The sequence below is a fragment of the Listeria booriae genome, from assembly GCF_000766865.1.
Classification (GTDB): domain Bacteria; phylum Bacillota; class Bacilli; order Lactobacillales; family Listeriaceae; genus Listeria_A; species Listeria_A booriae.
Genome location: NZ_JNFA01000023.1, coordinates 25,269 through 42,800 on the forward strand (window position 1 = coordinate 25,269; position 17,532 = coordinate 42,800).

A 17,532-nucleotide genomic window follows, 5' to 3' on the forward strand; every position below is an offset into this window, starting at 1 on the left:
TCTCCAACTTGTCCTCTACCATGAACTATTCTCCCTCCTGTTCCATACTTGTAGCCAGACCAGCATCTTGTTCCTGAAATGCCTCTCCAAGTAATGCAATTCGTTCTGAATCTATATTTACCAATATCTTCATTTGATCTAACATTGCGTTGAAATTCAGCATAGTATCCTTTATTTTTTTTATACTCCCATCAGAATTAGAAATATCTGCTTTATTAATAAGTTCATTATTTATCTTCCCTGCTTCTTTTTTTAAATCATTACTATATTTTTGCATTACATCAAATCTCACCTTTAGTTCACCCACATCTATCACCTCCTTTTATTTGTATTATTATTCACAAGTCATTCTAAATAGAAACCATCAACCGATTTTCTATTTACAAGGTATTGAACACGCTAATTATAGCAAACGATTTCAATTCTGTAAAGATTTCCCTTATGTATAATGATGCTAGCTTATTTACTATACTTTAAATGATATAATGCAAATATCCAACATTATTCGTCTAATATACATCTCATCCATTTACTTTATATCTTGCAAATTTATCACAAAAACAGGTTTAAATCGGAATATGCCATCTATTGTTAAAAATATATTCAAAAAAACAAAGAAACATACAAATTCCCTTGCATGCTTCTTTACATCGATTATTCTCCCCACTTCTCAGGGTCTTTATTCCATTCTTTTAACGTCGCCATGTCGCCTTCTGATACGTAGCCTTCGTCCAAAGCGACTTCTAGTAGTGTTTCGTAGTTTGTAAGTGCTGCTACTTCCACGTTCGCTTCGCCGAGCAATGTTTTTCCTTTTTCTAATCCGTATGTAAAGATAGCAGCGATTCCAAGGACTTCGCATCCGGCTTCGCGCAAGGCTTCTACGGCTGTGATGGAGCTACCTCCTGTTGAAATCAAGTCTTCAATTACGACTACTTTTTGACCTTTTGCGATTGGTCCTTCGATTTGGTTGCCTTTGCCATGTTCTTTTGCTTTCGAGCGGACGTAAATCATTGGTAAGTCTAGGATATCGCTTGCCCATGCTGCGTGCGGGATTCCGGCTGTTGCGGTTCCTGCTAATACTTCAACGTCTGGAAATGCGACTTTGATTTTTTCTGCGAGTGCAGCTGCGATGAATTGACGGGTTTTTGGAAATCCTAATGTCAAGCGATTATCGCAGTAGATTGGGGATTTGATCCCTGATGCCCACGTGAATGGATCGTTTGGTTGCAAAAATACGGCTTTTATTTTTAATAGTTGCTCGGCTACTTGTTTTTCGGTTGTCATTTGTTCCACTCCTTTAAAATGGTTTCGTATGCTTGGTACGGGTCGCTTGCTTTGGTGATAGACCTGCCGACGACGATTGCTGTTGCGCCGATTTCGCGGGCTTGATGTGGTGTTACGACGCGTTTTTGATCGTCTTTTGCGTCCGTTTCTAAACGGATTCCTGGTGTGACGCGTAAAAATTCGGGACGGGTGATGTCTTTAATTTTGCTGGCTTCTAGTGCGGAACAGACAACTCCGTCTAGTCCTGCTTCGTTCGCTAAAGTGCTGTAATGTAGCACGGAATCCATCAGGCTTGCTTGGATGAGTTGGTCGGACTGCATTTCAGCTTCGCTCGTGCTTGTTAGTTGCGTAACAGCGATGAGACGCGGACGGCGAGAGGAGCTAGAACCGATTTCGAGGCCTTCGAGGGCAGCTTCCATCATCGCGCGACCTCCTGCGGCATGCACGTTTACCATGTCTACACCCATACGTGCGAGGCCAATCATGGCACTTTTGACGGTGTTTGGGATGTCATGTAATTTTAAATCTAGAAAAATTTCGTGACCGTCGTGTTTGAGGCGCTCGACTAAGTGCGGGCCTTCGAGGTAAAAAAGTTCCATACCGACTTTGACGGAAAGCGTGTCTCCTTTTGGAAATCGTTTTAAAAAGGCTTCGACTTGGGCGTAAGACGCGAAATCAAGCGCGATTATTGGTTTTGTCATACGTTTTCTCTCTCCTTTTTTAAATCGGCTAATGTGGTGATGCCTAGTTCGTCCATGCGGGCTGGCAAAGCATCAATCAAGTTGGGACAGATGTGAGGCTCGGTGAAGTTTAGCGTACCTACTGCCACAGCATCTGCGCCTGCGATGAGAAATTCGAGGACATCGTCGACAGTTTGGACGCCACCCATGCCGATGATTGGAATATTCGAAACGGCGCGCACTTGGTGAATGAGGCGGATGGCGACAGGTTTGATAGATGGTCCTGATAAGCCACCCGTGCCATTTGCCAAAATTGGTTTGCGCGTTTTTAAATCGATTCGCATGCCAAGCAAGGTGTTAATCATCGTTAAGCCGTCTGCGCCTGCTTCTTCGATAGCTTTGGCGATTGGGACGATATCGGTTACGTTTGGCGAAAGCTTCACGTAAATCGGCACGCTAGACACTGCTTTTACTGCTTTTGTGAGCTGGTAAGCGACTTCTGGATCCGTTCCAAAAGCGATACCTCCATGTTTGACGTTCGGACAAGAAATGTTTAGTTCGATGGCTTTTACGTTTGGTGCATCACCAATTCGGCTACACACTTTCACATAATCTTCTTCGGATGCCCCTGCTACATTCGCAATAATCGGTGTTTCAAACTGCTCCAGCCACGGCATTTCGTGCGCCATCACATGTTCTAATCCCGGATTTTGCAAACCAATCGCATTTAACATGCCGGATGGTGTTTCCGCCACACGCGGCGTTGCATTGCCATAGCGCGGTTCTGGCGTGACTGCCTTTGCCATAATAGCGCCAAGCTTGTTTAAATCGTAAAATTTACTGTACTCTTTCCCAAAGCCAAAACATCCAGATGCCGGCATAATTGGGTTTTTCAATGATAATCCTGGAATTTCAACGGCTAATCGGTTCATATGACTACCTCCCCAGCGCGGAAAACCGGACCTTCATCGCACGCTTTCAAACTTTTCGTCGGATCATCCGTGCGCTGACAAACGCAAGCATAGCAAGCGCCAACGCCACACGCCATCCGTTCTTCTAAAGATAAGAAGGTGCGTGAATCATCAAAACGTTCGGAAACAACGCGTAGCATCGCGGTCGGGCCACAACTGTACACCGTATCAGGCACAAAATCAAGCGCATCTGTAATCGTCGTTACAAAACCTTGCACACCACGCGTCCCGTCCACTGTCGCTACGAAGCAATCCCCTAGTTCTCCCATTTCTTTTTCATAAAACACATCTTTGGCTGAGCTAAAACCTAAGACAAACGTCACCGTCGAGCCTTGCGCCACTAGTTCTTTGCCAAGCTGATAAAGCGGCGGAACACCGATGCCCCCACCAATCAGTAAAGCATGCTCGCCAGGCTTTGTTTCTTGCGGTGAAAAACCATTGCCAAGCGGCGCAATCACATCGATTGCGTCACCCGCCTCCAGTTTTGCAAAATCCGCTGTCCCATCACCGTCAACACGATACAATAACGTGCACTGCTCCAAGTCCTTATCAATCGCGCAAATACTAATCGGTCGCCGCAAAAGCAAGTCCGCCCGTCGCGGTTTGAGCTGCATAAATTGCCCTGGATTCATCTCCAGAACAACATCCCCTTTTAAAACTAGCTCAAACACACGATCTGCGATTAACTTTTGGCTTACAACTTTCATTTCTGTTTGTCTCATGTTTCTCACCCCGTTCTCTAGACTGTCTCGCTTACCCGTGCTGGTTGCATTGCTTCCATCTCGAATGACCGCGATTCTAATACACGCAAAATCGCTTCCGCTGTATCAAGCGATGTACAAACCGGTACACCATTTTCGACAGATTCCCGACGAATTTGGAATCCGTCACGCTCTGGCTGTTTACCCGTCGTCAATGTGTTCACGACAAGCGTCACTTGGCCGTTGCGAATATAATCAATCAATGTCTCTTGGTTCTCGCCGATTTTCTTCACTTTAGAAACCGGAATCCCGTGCTCTTCTAGAACTAGCGCCGTTCCCGATGTCGCCATAATTGTAAAACCAATATTTTTAAAACGTTCTGCAAGCGCTGTGGCTTCTGCTTTATCACGATCCGCCACCGTTAGAAGCACCGTCCCGTAATCTAACATCTTCACTCCACTTGCGACAAAACCTTTGTACAGTGCCTTTTCAAGCGTGCAATCTTTCCCCATAACTTCCCCAGTCGATTTCATTTCAGGTCCAAGCGATGTATCCACGCTACGCAATTTCGCAAACGAGAACACCGGCACCTTCACAAAAATTTCTTGTTTTTCTGGGGCCAAGCCTTCTTTGTAGCCAAGTTCCAGCAATGTTTTACCGAGAATGACTTTCGTTGCAACGTTTGCCATCGGAATGTCGGTGATTTTGCTTAGGAATGGCGCGGTACGGCTTGATCTTGGATTTACCTCAATAACAAAGACATCTTCGTCTGCCACGACGTATTGAATGTTGAGCATGCCGATGATGTGAAGCCCTTTTGCAAGGCGTGTTGTGTAGTCTACGATCGTGTCTTTCACATGTTGCGACAAGCTTTGCGCTGGGTAAACGGCGATTGAGTCACCAGAATGGACGCCGGCGCGTTCGATATGTTCCATGATACCTGGAATGACAACGTTTGTGCCGTCACTAATCGCATCGACTTCGACTTCTTGTCCTTGAACGTAACGGTCGACTAGTACTGGATGTTTCGGGTTCACTTTGACGGCATTGTTCATGTAATAACGCAACGCTTCTTCGGATTCCACGATCTCCATTGCGCGCCCGCCAAGCACGTAGGAAGGTCGTACTAACACCGGGTAACCAATGTTTGTTGCCACGGCTACTGCTTCTTCGATGGAAGTCGCTGTTTTCCCAGCTGGTTGCGGGATGCCAAGTTCTACAAGCGCTTTTTCAAATTTGTCACGGTTTTCTGCGCGGTCAATGTCTTCTAACGATGTTCCTAAAATTTTAACCCCGCGTTCTGCCAAACCGTCTGCTAAATTAATCGCTGTCTGGCCGCCAAATTGCACGACAACACCGAGCGGTTTTTCCAGTTCAATGACATGCATCACGTCTTCTAGCGTCAATGGTTCAAAGTATAGCTTGTCGGAAATACTGAAGTCCGTTGATACCGTTTCTGGGTTGTTGTTAATAATGATCGCTTCATAACCCGCTTGTTGAATTGCCCAAACCGAGTGAACCGTCGCGTAATCGAACTCGACACCTTGTCCAATCCGAATTGGCCCAGAACCAAGCACAATGACGCTTTCTTTTTCAGAGCGCACCGACTCATTTTCATCTTCGTAACTACTATAGAAGTAAGGCGTCGTTGATTCGAACTCCGCGGCACACGTATCCACCATTTTATAAACCGGGATAATGCCTGTGTTTTTACGGAAATCATATACTTCTCGTTCCGTCATGTCCCACAATTTTGCAATCGCGCCGTCACTGAAACCGTTGCGTTTCGCCTCACGTAACACTTCCTCATCTTTCACATGTTCCGCAATCACTGCTTCTTGCTCGATAATTTTCGCAAGTTTATATAAGAAGAATAAATCGATTTTCGTTTTGTCATGCAAGTCTTCGATCGTCCAGCCTTTACGAAGCGCTGCGGCCAAGAAGAACAGGCGATCATCTTCTGGGAAACAAATTTTGCGTTCTAATTCTTCTACGGACGCGTTCTCTGCTTCTTCCAAATACAAGTGCGTCGTGCCGATTTCAAGCGAGCGAACCGCCTTCAAAAGCGACTCTTCCAAATTCCGTCCAATCGCCATGACTTCACCTGTCGCCTTCATTTGCGTACCTAAACGACGATCTGCTTTTTCAAATTTATCAAAAGGAAAGCGCGGGATTTTCGAGACAACATAGTCAAGCGTTGGTTCGAAATGCGCATACGTTGTTCCAGTTACTGGATTCTTCATTTCATCTAGCGTCAAACCGACCGCAATTTTCGCAGCAAGTTTGGCAATCGGATAACCTGTTGCTTTGGAAGCTAGCGCAGAAGAACGGCTCACACGTGGGTTTACCTCAATCACGTAATATTCGTAGCTATCCGGATCAATCGCCAGCTGCACGTTACAGCCACCTTCAATTTCTAACGCGCGAATAATTTTCAGCGATACATCACGAAGCATTTGGTATTCCCGATCCGAAAGCGTCTGACTCGGCGCCACAACAATCGAATCGCCCGTATGAATCCCGACTGGATCGATATTTTCCATGTTACAAACAACCATCGCATTGTCATTCGCATCACGCATTACTTCATATTCCACTTCTTTAAAGCCCGCAATACTGCGCTCTAGCAAACATTGCGTCACAGGACTAAGCTTCAAGCCACTCGCCACAATTTCCGCCAAATCCGCATCATTGTGACAAATTCCACCGCCAGAACCACCAAGCGTGTACGCCGGACGAACAATAACCGGGTAACCAATTTTGGCAACAAAATTTTGCGCTTCTTGCAAGTTATGAATAATATCGCTCTCCGGAACCGGTTCGCCAAGCTCATGCATCAAATCACGAAATGCTTCCCGATCCTCCGCCTTCTTAATCGCTACCAAATCCGTTCCCAAAACTTCCACACCACAAGCATCCAAAATGCCCGCTTCGGCAAGTTCCATCGCCATATTCAGCCCCGTTTGACCACCAAGCGTCGGCAAAATAGCATCTGGACGCTCTTTTCTAATAATCCGTGACACAAAATCAAGCGAAATCGGCTCAATATACACCTTGTCCGCCATCTCCACATCCGTCATAATCGTCGCTGGGTTGGAGTTCACAAGTACCACGCGATACCCTTCCTCTTTCAAACTCAGACACGCCTGCGTCCCCGCATAATCAAATTCCGCGGCTTGACCAATGACAATCGGGCCAGAACCAATCACTAAAATTGTTTCAATATCCTCACGTTTAGGCATTTTGTTCCGCCCCTTCCTTTTCCATCATTGTTATAAACTGGTCAAACAAGTAGTTCACATCGCTTGGTCCTGGGTTCGCTTCTGGGTGATATTGCACCGTGTAAGCAGGAAACTCCTTATGCGCCAAGCCTTCTACTGTCCCATCATTCAACTCAATATGCGTTACTTCAATCTCTTTTCCAACAAGCGAATCCGCGTCCACCGCATAGCCATGGTTTTGCGCCGTGAAATCAACACGACCTGTCGCAAGCTCCTTCACTGGGTGGTTTGCCCCGCGATGTCCGAACTTCAATTTAAACGTATCTGCACCATTAGCTAGCGCGAACAATTGATGGCCTAAACAAATCCCGAACAAAGGCACCTTCCCTTGCAATCCGCGAATCATCTCCACCGCCTCAGGAACATCTTTCGGGTCCCCAGGTCCATTTGACAACATCACACCATCCGGATGCATCGCCAAAATTTCTTCCGCCGTTGTGTTGTAAGGCACGACCGTAATATCACAATCACGCTTGTTCAACTCGCGCATAATGCTACTTTTCACACCATAATCCACGAGCACAACACGTTTGCCCTCACCGGGATTCGTGAATGCCTTCGAACAAGAAACTTCACGCACTTGATCCACCGGCAAACGCACTGAACGCAAGTGGTGCAGCAGTTCTTCCTTATCCGCCTTTTCAGGAGCTAGAATACCTTTTAACGTTCCTTCTTTACGAATAATTTTCGTTAATTTTCGCGTATCAATCCCTGCAATTCCAGGAATATCTTTTTCTTTTAAAAACTGGTCTAGCGTTAGTTGATTGCGCCAGTTCGAAGCAAATTCTGCCGCCTCGCGCACAACCACGCCTTTTACAGCTGGATGAATGGATTCAAAGTCGTCACGATTCACGCCATAATTCCCCACAAGCGGGTATGTAAACGTGATAATTTGCCCGTAATAAGACGGATCGGTAATCGTTTCCTGATATCCCGTCATGCCTGTATTAAAAACAACCTCACCGATTGTTTCGCGGTCACTGCCAATCGCCGTACCGATAAAATAATTTCCGTCTTCCAACATTAAAATCCGTTTCTCCATTGTTTATTCCACCCCTTCTTGATACACAAGCGTTCCTTCTGCAAACGTCGCAACTGGCCAACCAATACAATTCCAACCCGTAAACGGCGTATTTCTTCCTTTTGATGCAAAATTGTCAGGATCAATCACCGCTTCTTTTTCCAAATCGATGACCGTAATATCCGCAATCCCGCCAATTTCAAGTACACCATATGGCAAGTTAAAAACTTCGGCTGGCTTCACTGTCATCCAGTCTATTAACTGTTTCAATGTCCATTCGCCAGTCTTGACAAAATGCGTATAAAGTAACGGGAATGCCGTCTCAAGCCCTACAATCCCAAACATCGCTTTTTCCATCGGCACGTTCTTTTCCTCCGTAGCATGTGGCGCATGATCTGTCGCAATAAAATCAATCGTGCCATCAAGCAAACCTTCTAATAACGCCTCGTGATCCTCTTTCGCACGCAACGGCGGGTTCATTTTCCAATTCCCGTCGTTCCCTGGAATATCCGTCTCATTTAAAATCAAATGGTGTGGCGAAACCTCCGCCGTTACACGAATCCCAGCACGCTTCGCATCACGCACCGCGCGAACCGACTCCTTCGTCGAAATATGGCATACATGATAATGACAATTTGCCGCCTCCGCTAACAACACGTCCCGCGCAATTTGCACCGACTCCGCAATATTCGGAATCCCCGCCAAGCCTTGCTCCTTCGCAAAAATCCCGTCATGCACGACCCCGCCATAAACTAGCGAATTATCCTCACAATGCGCGACAATCGCCATGTCCAGCGCCGCCGCCTTCTTCATTGCCTCATACATCATGCCCGCCGTCTGCACACCAACACCGTCATCCGTAAAAGCAAACGCCCCCGCAGCCTTCAGTGCCGCAAAGTCCACCAACTCGTCACCCTTCAAACTCGACGTAATCGACGCATAAGGTAGCACGCGCACTTTCGCCGTTTCCTTAATCCGATCCACAACTTGCGTCATCACTTCCGCCGTATCCGGCACCGGCTTCGTATTTGGCATCGCACAAACCGTCGTATACCCACCACGCGCAGCCGCCGCAGTCCCCGTCGCAATCGTCTCCTTATGTTCACCGCCCGGTTCCCGCAAATGCACATGCACATCCACAAGCCCTGGCGCAACAAGTTTTCCAGCCACATCAATCACCTGTGCCCCGTCACGCTCCAGCCCATCACCAATCGCCGTCACACGACCGTCCTCCATCACAACATCCTTCACTTCTAAATCGCCATTTTCCGTCAACACTTGTCCATTTTTCAATACGTACATGTCTTCACCCTCGTTTCTTTATCTTGGCAAACTGCCTCTAAAATCGCCATGCGTATAAACACACCGTTCGTCATCTGCTCCACAATCCGCGACTTCTCACATTCCACAAGCGAATCCGCAATTTCCACGTCCCGATTCACCGGACTCGGATGCATAATAATCGCTTTGTCTTTCATTTTTGCCGCACGCGCTTCCGTCAAACCATACTTTTCATGATAATCCGACTTTGTAAAACTAAGTAACCCGTCATGTCGCTCCTCCTGAACCCGCAGCAACATAATCACGTCCATTTGCTCCACTAAGTCATCCATTTCCATATACGTTCCAAATTCATCACAGCCCTCACGCAACCACTCCGGCGGCCCAGCGAAAAACACTTCCGCGCCAAGTCGTTTCAACGCTTGCATGTTCGAATTCGCCACTCGGCTATGCACGATATCACCCACAATCGCGACTTTTAACCCCTTAAAGCCACCGAACTCTTCCTTAATCGTGAATAAATCCAGCAAAGACTGACTCGGATGTTGCCCGCAGCCATCGCCACCATTGACAATCGCAATCCCAAGCTCCCGAAGTGGCTCATAATAATCCTCATCCGAATGCCTAATCACCGCAACATCCACACCAATCGCCTGCATCGTGAGCGCCGTATCATACAATGTTTCTCCCTTTGTCACGCTCGATTTTGACGGATCAAATGAAAGTACTTCGATGCCAAGCTTCTTCTGCGCCATCTCAAAACTATTATGCGTTCGCGTACTTGCCTCAAAAAACATATTGACCGCATACATTTGCTTTTTCGGAGTCCAAATTTCACCTTGTTTAAAACGCCCAGCCCGGTCAAGTAATTCTCCAATTTCAGCTACAGAAAGCTCTTCCATCGACACTACATCCTTCATTTAAAACGCCACCTTCTCTAAAAATTTACTTACTAGTTTAAATGAAAACCCCTAAAAAATTGCGCTATCTTAGAGGTTTTTCATGAGGTTTATTTAGTTGTTTTCTCTGGTATTACTAGGTTTAAAATGATACCAATCAAAGCTGCCATCGCCATTCCCGAAAGTTGGAACGAACCGACGTGAATCATCAAACCACCGATTCCGACAACAAGGACAACCGATGCAATAATCATGTTGCGGTTTTGACTCAAATCAACGCGACTTTCAATCATCATTCGCAAGCCACTCGTCGCAATAACCCCGAACAAGAGCAAGGAAATCCCGCCAAGCACCGCCGTTGGAACCGATGTAATCACCGCGTTGATATACCCGATAAACCCGAAAGCAATCGCGAACACCGCTGCACCACCGATAACAAACACACTGTAAACCTTCGTAATCGCAAGCACACCAATGTTTTCACCATAAGTTGTCACTGGCGGTCCACCAATCAAGGAAGCAATAATCGAAGCCGTCCCATCCGCCGCAAGCGAACGATGCAAGCCTGGATCTTTAAAGAAGTTCCGATTCGTAATCCGATTCAGTAACAACTGATGCCCCATATGCTCCGCCATCGTCACAAATGCAAGCGGCGCCATCGAAAGCACAACCGTAAGCGTCACAACCGGATCCATATTCACAAACGGAATCGTAAAGTCTGGCACTTGGAACAAGCTCGCCTCTTTAATCAGCGTATAATCTACCAGCCCAAACATCATACTCACCAAGTACCCAATAACAAAGCCACACAAAATCGGAATCAGTCCGAAAAATCCTTTGAAAAACATCATCGCGATAATCGTAGCCACTAGCGTAATCAAAGCGACCAGCAAAATTTTATAATCGTATGTGCCACCATTATTCGTTCCCATTGCCATCGCCGCCGCACTTGGCGCAAGCGACAACCCAATAACCATAATGACAGGTCCAACAACAATCGGCGGTAACACTTTTTGAATCCATTCAACACCGACATAATAGACAATCAAAGCCACAATCGCGTATACAACCCCGACCGAGAAAGTCCCGACCATAACCGCTCCAGGTCCCCCGCCAGATTTCGCGGCGAGAAGCATGGTTATCGGTGCAATAAAGGCAAACGATGAACCCAAGTAAGCTGGAATCTTGCCTCGCGTGATAATCAGATAAGCAAGCGTTCCTAACCCACTTGAAATCAGCGCCACACTCGGATTTAAATGCGTTACAGTTGGCACGAAAATCGTAGACCCGAACATCGTGAACAAATGTTGAATACTGAGTACAATCCATTTATTCCACGTTGGCCTCTCATGAATATCTAGCACTGGTTTTACATAATTAGATGTTGTCTCTTCTGTCATTTTTCTCCCTCTTTCCATAAAAAATACTCTCTGCCTAAAATTGCGACAAAGAGTAGTTATGTACTGAATTTAGGTACAGTTATACCGTAAAATCCAATCACCCTTTGTCAGCCTCTCCGGACTGCCTTTAAAAGTGGTATCCCAGCGTGCCGGCAAACGCTCATCTTCGTCGTTGAAGTCTCCGCGCCGGTGCTCACATACCTTAGTATGCTCCGCTCCAGTGCTCGACTTCGCCTAGAATCTAAGCATTTGCCGACACGCTGGGGGGCTTGCGGGATATTCTTGAAGAGTAGTTTTTCAAACAAGCTGAAATTTATTTAATTATTGTAACTGCGTCTGCCGCATGATCGATGTCGGCTAAGTGTACTTCAATACGTTCTTCGCTTGATGTTGGGATGTTTTTCCCTACAAAATCGGCGCGAATTGGTAGTTCTCGGTGACCTCGGTCTGCTAAAACGGCTAACTGAATTCCAGCTGGGCGTCCCACATCCATTAGCGCGTCCATTGCGGCACGCACCGTCCGGCCTGTGTATAACACATCGTCCACCAGCACAACTTTCTTCCCATTAATGTCAAACGGAACATTCGTGCCATTCAGTGACGGCTCTGCGGAATCGTTTTTAAAAGAAAGATCGTCGCGGTAAAGCGTAATATCAATGTCCCCAACAGGAACCTCGACATCTTCTATCTCCTTAATTCGTGCTTGCAAGCGATTGGCAAGGAAGATTCCCCGTGTCTTAATCCCAACAAGCGCTAAATCCTTCGTTCCTTTATTCCGCTCGATGATTTCATAACTCACACGTGTCAGCGCCCGCTTAATCGCCGCTTCATCCATTACCACAACTTCTTCTGGCATGCCTTCCCCTCCCTCGCATTACAAAATAAAAACCCTCTGCCAGTAATAGAAGGCAAAGGGTAGACGTATAGATTCAAATTGGGCACAAAAATCCCCAAATCACGTTACCTTCTTAGCCTCTCTGGACTATGTTAAAGGACTGTTATTTCATTAGGTCTAGCTTATCGTAATCTATATGCTTTGTCAACTGATTTTGATGCTGTTCGAGAAATTAATTTGTTTGCTAGTAAGGGGTTAAAAATACATAAAATCAATTAAACTACGATTTTGGAAATTACGCCCAAATATAATGACTTTCGTGGTATAATAGGTCCACGGAAGTTTTAGGGCGGACTGACGTTTCTTTTTCTAGAAAGGAGGCGTTGTCACATGACAGTTTCAGACACCATTGCGCTTTTTGCGATGTTATTCACAGGTGGAATCTTTCTGCTTGCACTGTTGACATTTTTCTTGCAGGTTTTTAAGCAAAAAAAATAATCCCCCTAGGCCGCCAAACTTAGTGGATTATTTCTCATCATGAACGGCAGTCCGCCTTAAAGCGGATTCCGTAAAGTCTGGAACATACACCAGATAAATCGGCGACAAGCGCTCGCATTCAGGGAATTCGGCGGACTTCCGGTTCTCACATACCTAAGTATGCTCCGCTTCCGGCTTCCACCAAACTCCCTGAATACAAACGCTTTCGCTCGATTTGTGTAAAGCAAAATTTTTCGTCATATCCAAAGTAAACGGATGGGCGATTCTGCTTTATTTAGCGTTCATTCCAGCCTTGTTTTTTATTACCACAACTATACCACATTATCTTCCACATTGCACGATTCTCTTGCCTATTTTTCCAAAGTCTCTAATGCTTGTTGAAAAATGGGTGGTAATGGTGCTTCGAAATGCATGCGTTCGCCAGTGGTTGGATGTGTAAAGCCAAGTTCAGCCGCGTGAAGGAACTGTCCTTCGCCAACTAATGTGTTTTTTACGCCATATTTTGGATCTCCGGCAAGTGGGTGTCCGATATATTTCAAATGAACACGGATTTGATGTGTTCGTCCAGTTTCTAAACGGCACTTAATCAGCGTGTAGCCTTTATATCTTTCCAAAACTTCAAAATGCGTCCGTGATTCTTTTCCTTCGTTGATGACGCCCATTTTTTGACGGTCTTCTTTCGAACGGCCGATTGGTGCATCGATGGTTCCTTTTTGGTGTTTGATAACGCCATGAACAAGTGCAATGTATTCGCGGTCGCTTGTTTTGTCGTATAATTGCTCTGCTAAAGATTCGTGGGCTTTGTCGTTTTTTGCGACCATTAGTAAGCCGGATGTATCTTTGTCAATGCGGTGCACGATGCCGGGGCGGATTTTGCCGTTGATGCCAGATAGGTCTTTGCAATGAAATAGTAAGGCATTCACGAGTGTTCCTGTTGTGTGTCCTGCGGATGGATGTACCACCATGCCTTGTGGTTTATTTACCACTAAAACATCGGCATCTTCATAATAAATATCGAGCGGGATGTCTTCTGCTAAAACATCAATTTCTTCTGCTTCGCGAACAACGTACGTGATTTCATCGCCAGTTTGGCATTTATAGTTCGGTTTTGACGTTTCTCCATTGACTAGAATTGCGTCGTCTTTGAGCAATGTTTGTACTGCTGAACGCGTGATGTCAAGCAGTTCTGCTAACGCCTTGTCCAAGCGCTCGCGGTTTAATTTTTCGGGAATAATAATGGTGTTTTGTGTCATTTTTTCGTTCCTTTCGTTTTGCGATCATCCAAGAAAACGTAGACGATAAGTAAAATAACACCTACTGTCAGGCTTGCATCCGCCACATTAAATATTGGGAAGTAATAATTTCCCCAAATCGTTTGTACAAAGTCCACTACTTCTTGGTGCAACAAGCGGTCAATAAAGTTCCCAATCGCTCCACCTAGCACTAGCGCTAAACTAATGCCTAGAAGTTTACTATTTTTACCGTAGCGTTGTAGGAAATAAATCAGAACAACGATGACAAGTAATGTAATCAGATAGAAAAACCACATTCTGCCTTCCAAAACGCCCCAAGCAGCGCCTGAATTACGGTGTGATGTAATATTTAAAAAGCCAGGAATGATTTCAATCACTTCTCTTAAATCTAAGTTCTGCACAATAAGCCACTTGGTGAATTGGTCAATCACGATAACCACTAATGCAATTAAGTAATAATATATCATAAAAAATTCCTCATTTCTTTAAAAATATGTAAGGCGAGATGCGCCCCGAATGCGACACACCTCGCGAATACATCATTGCAAAATAAATTGTAACAAAAATAGCGCTGCAATGATATACATGAGTATCGGTGTTCGCGTCCGATTTTTTGTAAATAGTTTCAAAATCGGGTACGCAATGAATCCTGCTGCAATTCCGTCTGCGATACTATACGAGAATGGGATAATAATAACGATTAGCAATGCCGAGAACGTGTCCGCCGCATTACTCAAGTCCATTTCTTTCATTTCCTGTAACATCGACATCCCGATAACAATTAAAATCGGGGCAATCGCGCTGTTCGGAATAAAAGAAATATACGGCATCAAAACAAGCGACATCAAAAAGAAAATAGCAACCGTCACAGATGACAGCCCTGTTCGCGCACCACTTGCCGACATCGATCCGCTTTCTAGTGCCGAAATCGTCGGACTCGTTCCAAATAATCCTGACAAAAATGCCGTAAAACTACTTGCCTGCAACACTCGCGGCAACTTCTCTGTCTGTCCGAGCTGCTTCGTCTGACCATATGTCAAACCAACAGTCTCAAACACAAGCACCATCGTCAGCGAAAACACACTCGTCCAAAACGCTACTTGACCAACACCAGAAAAATCCGCTTGAAACAGCACATCTTTCCATGGCGCAAGGCTCAGCGCGTCTTTAGAAACTTCTCCGTGCACACCAAATAGCACACTCACGAGCGTCCCCACCAAAATGCTCCACAAAAAAGCACCTGGTACTTTTCGCACAAGCAGAATCATCGTGATAATAAGCGTGATTAATGTCGACCAAACAAACGGGTCATGCATATCACCAATCGCTAAAATCGCGTGTTTCCCGCGCGTAATCAGTTCTCCTTTTTCAAGACCTAGCAACACCAAGAAAAGTCCTAAACCGACTGTGATTCCTTGTTTTAGAATTAATGGAATCGTGTCGTTCAACTTTCTTGCAAGTGGTGTAAATGCTAAAATCATGAATAAAAAGCCACTGACAACGACAACCGCAAGTGCTTGTTGCCATGACAATCCGAGCGTTTGCACGAAATTGTAAGCGAACAAAGCATTGATACCCATACCCGGCATCAAAATAAGCGGTGCGTTAGCCCAAAATCCCATAACCAAACAACCGACAACCGAAATAAATATCGTCGCTAGAATGGCGCCTTGATATGGTACGCCTGCTTCAGACAAAATCGAACTATTGACAACAATAATGTAGACAACGGTGAAAAAACCAATCATTCCCGCTAACAGTTCCGTACGAACCGAAGTACCGTGCGCCTTTAGCCGAAAGACCTTGTCCAATAATTTGTGCATCATAATTCCTCTTTATTCAATTATCCCTCTCCCAACCCGTAGAGTCTCGCCCCTACCACGAATCCTTATTATAACAGACACAGCGGTTTTCGCCTAGAGCTTTTACTTTTTTATTATGATATAATAGATTGCTTATGTGACTAAAAAGGGGGAACATCATTTTGGAACAAACATTTACAAGCGGTGAAAAATGGCGGCAGTTTTTTGTTATTTTCACACCTGTTGTTGTGTCGCAGTTAATGCTTTTTTCGATGGCTTTAATTGATACGATGATGTCAGGCCATTATTCCAATGAGGCCTTAGCAGGAACGGCGATTGGCAACTCTTTGTGGGGGCCATTTAATGCGAGTTTGTCTGGCTTATTGATGGCTGTGACGCCGATTATTTCGCAACTTATCGGTCGTGGCGAAGGACATGATATTAAGCGCACGGTTAGTAATGGCTTATATATTGCGATTGGACTCGCTGCTTTGCTTATTACGCTCAACTTTTTATTCGTGCCTTCGATACTCCGCATGATGGGGCTAGACCCTGCTGTAGCTTCTATTGCGAGGCATTTCTTAAACGGGATTTGTTTTGGGGTTCCAGCGTTTTTCTTTTATTCGGTGTTGCGCGCCTTCATTGATTCGCTTGGGCTTACGCGCGTGACGATGATGATTACGCTCATTACGGTGCCTGTGAATATTTTCTTGAACTACTTATTGATTTTCGGAAATTGGGGCTTCCCAGAGCTTGGCGGGGTTGGTAGCGGTTATGCCACTGGGATTACGTACTGGATTGTCCTCCTTGTCACGATTATTCTGATTCAAAGTCAAAAACGATTGCGCGATTATCATATTTTCTCAGGATTTCAACGCTTCAGCCTAGAAAAAATGAAAGAAATTATCAAACTTGGTGTTCCTAACGGATTAACGATTTTGTTTGAAGTGAGCATATTCTCGGCGGTCACCGTTTTTATGGGACGGTTTGGGACGGATACGATTGCGGCGCACCAGTCGGCGATTAGTGTACCGACCTTGCTTTATGCGTTTCCGCTTAGTATCGCGGCTGCTTTAACCATCCTTGTCGGCTTCGAAACTGGCGCTAAACGACTTTTGGATGCTAAAAAATATCGTCATATCGGGATGGTTTCCGCGATTGCAATCGGGGTTGTCAACGGAGTCCTTTTACTCTTATTCCGCGACCAAATCGCGCTTTTATTTACGAATGATCCGAAACTTGCCGATTTGATCACGCATTTCCTTATTTACGCGGTATTGTTCCAATTTGCCGATGCCTTGCTCTCGCCTGTTCTCGGGGCATTACGCGGCTACAAAGACGTCACGGTTACTTCGATTGTCGCCTTTATTTCCTATTGGATTATCGGTTTGCCGCTTGGGCTGCTACTTTCTTACACAACACTCGGTCCATTCGGCTTCTGGATTGGCTTAAGCGCAGGCTTATTCATCGCAGCCTTTATCCTCTCCATCCGCGTTCGATTCACTGAAAAAAGATTAGCCTAAAAAAGTTGGAACTTAGCTAGTTTGGGACATACCCTAAATAAATCGGCGACAAGCGCTCGCATTGTTGAGGCTGTTCGAAGAAACTGAGTTACAGCCTCAATAT

At 45.5% G+C, this 17,532-nt stretch carries 15 protein-coding genes; 1 reads left to right on the forward strand and 14 read right to left on the reverse strand.

All coding sequences use genetic code 11. From position 1 onward, the window contains the following. Positions 1-25 precede the first annotated feature (25 nt). The 14 genes from EP57_RS08010 to EP57_RS08075 form a co-directional block, all read right to left on the reverse strand. Complete coding sequence (locus EP57_RS08010; RefSeq protein ID WP_036085732.1) at positions 26-307, reverse strand: DUF3130 family protein; 282 nt, start codon at positions 305-307, stop codon at positions 26-28. A gap of 347 nt (positions 308-654) precedes the next feature. Continuing rightward, entirely contained in the window at positions 655-1,284 is a 630-nt protein-coding gene (gene pyrE / locus EP57_RS08015) for an orotate phosphoribosyltransferase (protein ID WP_036085733.1), read from the reverse strand. Continuing rightward, complete coding sequence (gene pyrF / locus EP57_RS08020; protein ID WP_036085734.1) at positions 1,281-1,985, reverse strand: orotidine-5'-phosphate decarboxylase; 705 nt, start codon at positions 1,983-1,985, stop codon at positions 1,281-1,283. Before pyrF ends, pyrE begins: the two co-directional genes overlap by 4 nt. Continuing rightward, the gene (locus EP57_RS08025) at positions 1,982-2,896 is read right to left on the reverse strand and encodes a dihydroorotate dehydrogenase (protein ID WP_036085736.1); all 915 of its coding nucleotides are present in this window, start codon (positions 2,894-2,896) and stop codon (positions 1,982-1,984) included. The genes pyrF and EP57_RS08025 overlap by 4 nt, the downstream gene beginning before the upstream one ends. After that, a complete protein-coding gene (locus tag EP57_RS08030) occupies positions 2,893-3,657 on the reverse strand; it encodes a dihydroorotate dehydrogenase electron transfer subunit (RefSeq protein ID WP_036085737.1) in 765 nt (254 codons plus the stop codon). Before EP57_RS08030 ends, EP57_RS08025 begins: the two co-directional genes overlap by 4 nt. A gap of 17 nt (positions 3,658-3,674) precedes the next feature. Continuing rightward, positions 3,675-6,878 carry a carbamoyl-phosphate synthase large subunit gene (gene carB, locus EP57_RS08035; protein ID WP_036085738.1) on the reverse strand — a complete coding sequence of 1,068 codons (3,204 nt, stop codon included), beginning with the start codon at positions 6,876-6,878 and terminating at the stop codon, positions 3,675-3,677. Continuing rightward, entirely contained in the window at positions 6,871-7,959 is a 1,089-nt protein-coding gene (locus EP57_RS08040) for a carbamoyl phosphate synthase small subunit (RefSeq protein WP_036085739.1), read from the reverse strand. The genes carB and EP57_RS08040 overlap by 8 nt, the downstream gene beginning before the upstream one ends. Before the next feature lie 3 nt (positions 7,960-7,962). Then, a complete protein-coding gene (locus EP57_RS08045; RefSeq protein ID WP_036085740.1) occupies positions 7,963-9,240 on the reverse strand; it encodes a dihydroorotase in 1,278 nt (425 codons plus the stop codon). Further along, complete coding sequence (locus EP57_RS08050) at positions 9,228-10,139, reverse strand: aspartate carbamoyltransferase catalytic subunit (protein WP_036085741.1); 912 nt, start codon at positions 10,137-10,139, stop codon at positions 9,228-9,230. Before EP57_RS08050 ends, EP57_RS08045 begins: the two co-directional genes overlap by 13 nt. 89 nt (positions 10,140-10,228) lie before the next feature. Then, on the reverse strand, positions 10,229-11,518 hold the full coding sequence (locus EP57_RS08055; protein WP_036085744.1) for a solute carrier family 23 protein: 1,290 nt from the start codon (positions 11,516-11,518) through the stop codon (positions 10,229-10,231). Between the two features lie 313 nt (positions 11,519-11,831). Beyond that, positions 11,832-12,374 (reverse strand): bifunctional pyr operon transcriptional regulator/uracil phosphoribosyltransferase PyrR, encoded by a 543-nt coding sequence (gene pyrR, locus EP57_RS08060; protein WP_036085746.1) that lies wholly within the window; start codon positions 12,372-12,374, stop codon positions 11,832-11,834. Positions 12,375-13,201: 827 nt separating this feature from the next. Continuing rightward, positions 13,202-14,104 carry an RluA family pseudouridine synthase gene (locus EP57_RS08065; RefSeq protein WP_036085748.1) on the reverse strand — a complete coding sequence of 301 codons (903 nt, stop codon included), beginning with the start codon at positions 14,102-14,104 and terminating at the stop codon, positions 13,202-13,204. Continuing rightward, on the reverse strand, positions 14,101-14,568 hold the full coding sequence (lspA, locus tag EP57_RS08070) for a signal peptidase II (RefSeq protein ID WP_114982964.1): 468 nt from the start codon (positions 14,566-14,568) through the stop codon (positions 14,101-14,103). Before lspA ends, EP57_RS08065 begins: the two co-directional genes overlap by 4 nt. A gap of 75 nt (positions 14,569-14,643) precedes the next feature. Continuing rightward, entirely contained in the window at positions 14,644-15,927 is a 1,284-nt protein-coding gene (locus tag EP57_RS08075; protein WP_036085750.1) for an NCS2 family permease, read from the reverse strand. A gap of 161 nt (positions 15,928-16,088) precedes the next feature. Between EP57_RS08075 and EP57_RS08080 the strand changes: the two genes are divergently transcribed. Beyond that, complete coding sequence (locus EP57_RS08080) at positions 16,089-17,429, forward strand: MATE family efflux transporter (protein ID WP_036085751.1); 1,341 nt, start codon at positions 16,089-16,091, stop codon at positions 17,427-17,429. The last annotated feature ends 103 nt before the right edge of the window (positions 17,430-17,532 follow it).

Excerpts from the sequence above, each read along its gene's own strand:
- pyrE (WP_036085733.1), bottom strand. The coding sequence starts at position 1,284 with ATGACAACCGAAAAACAAGTAGCCGAGCAACTATTAAAAATAAAAGCC.
- pyrF (WP_036085734.1), bottom strand. The coding sequence starts at position 1,985 with ATGACAAAACCAATAATCGCGCTTGATTTCGCGTCTTACGCCCAAGTC.
- EP57_RS08025 (WP_036085736.1), bottom strand. The coding sequence starts at position 2,896 with ATGAACCGATTAGCCGTTGAAATTCCAGGATTATCATTGAAAAACCCA.
- EP57_RS08030 (WP_036085737.1), bottom strand. The coding sequence starts at position 3,657 with ATGAGACAAACAGAAATGAAAGTTGTAAGCCAAAAGTTAATCGCAGAT.
- carB (WP_036085738.1), bottom strand. The coding sequence starts at position 6,878 with ATGCCTAAACGTGAGGATATTGAAACAATTTTAGTGATTGGTTCTGGC.
- EP57_RS08040 (WP_036085739.1), bottom strand. The coding sequence starts at position 7,959 with ATGGAGAAACGGATTTTAATGTTGGAAGACGGAAATTATTTTATCGGT.
- EP57_RS08045 (WP_036085740.1), bottom strand. The coding sequence starts at position 9,240 with ATGTACGTATTGAAAAATGGACAAGTGTTGACGGAAAATGGCGATTTA.
- EP57_RS08050 (WP_036085741.1), bottom strand. The coding sequence starts at position 10,139 with ATGAAGGATGTAGTGTCGATGGAAGAGCTTTCTGTAGCTGAAATTGGA.
- EP57_RS08055 (WP_036085744.1), bottom strand. The coding sequence starts at position 11,518 with ATGACAGAAGAGACAACATCTAATTATGTAAAACCAGTGCTAGATATT.
- pyrR (WP_036085746.1), bottom strand. The coding sequence starts at position 12,374 with ATGCCAGAAGAAGTTGTGGTAATGGATGAAGCGGCGATTAAGCGGGCG.
- EP57_RS08065 (WP_036085748.1), bottom strand. The coding sequence starts at position 14,104 with ATGACACAAAACACCATTATTATTCCCGAAAAATTAAACCGCGAGCGC.
- EP57_RS08075 (WP_036085750.1), bottom strand. The coding sequence starts at position 15,927 with ATGCACAAATTATTGGACAAGGTCTTTCGGCTAAAGGCGCACGGTACT.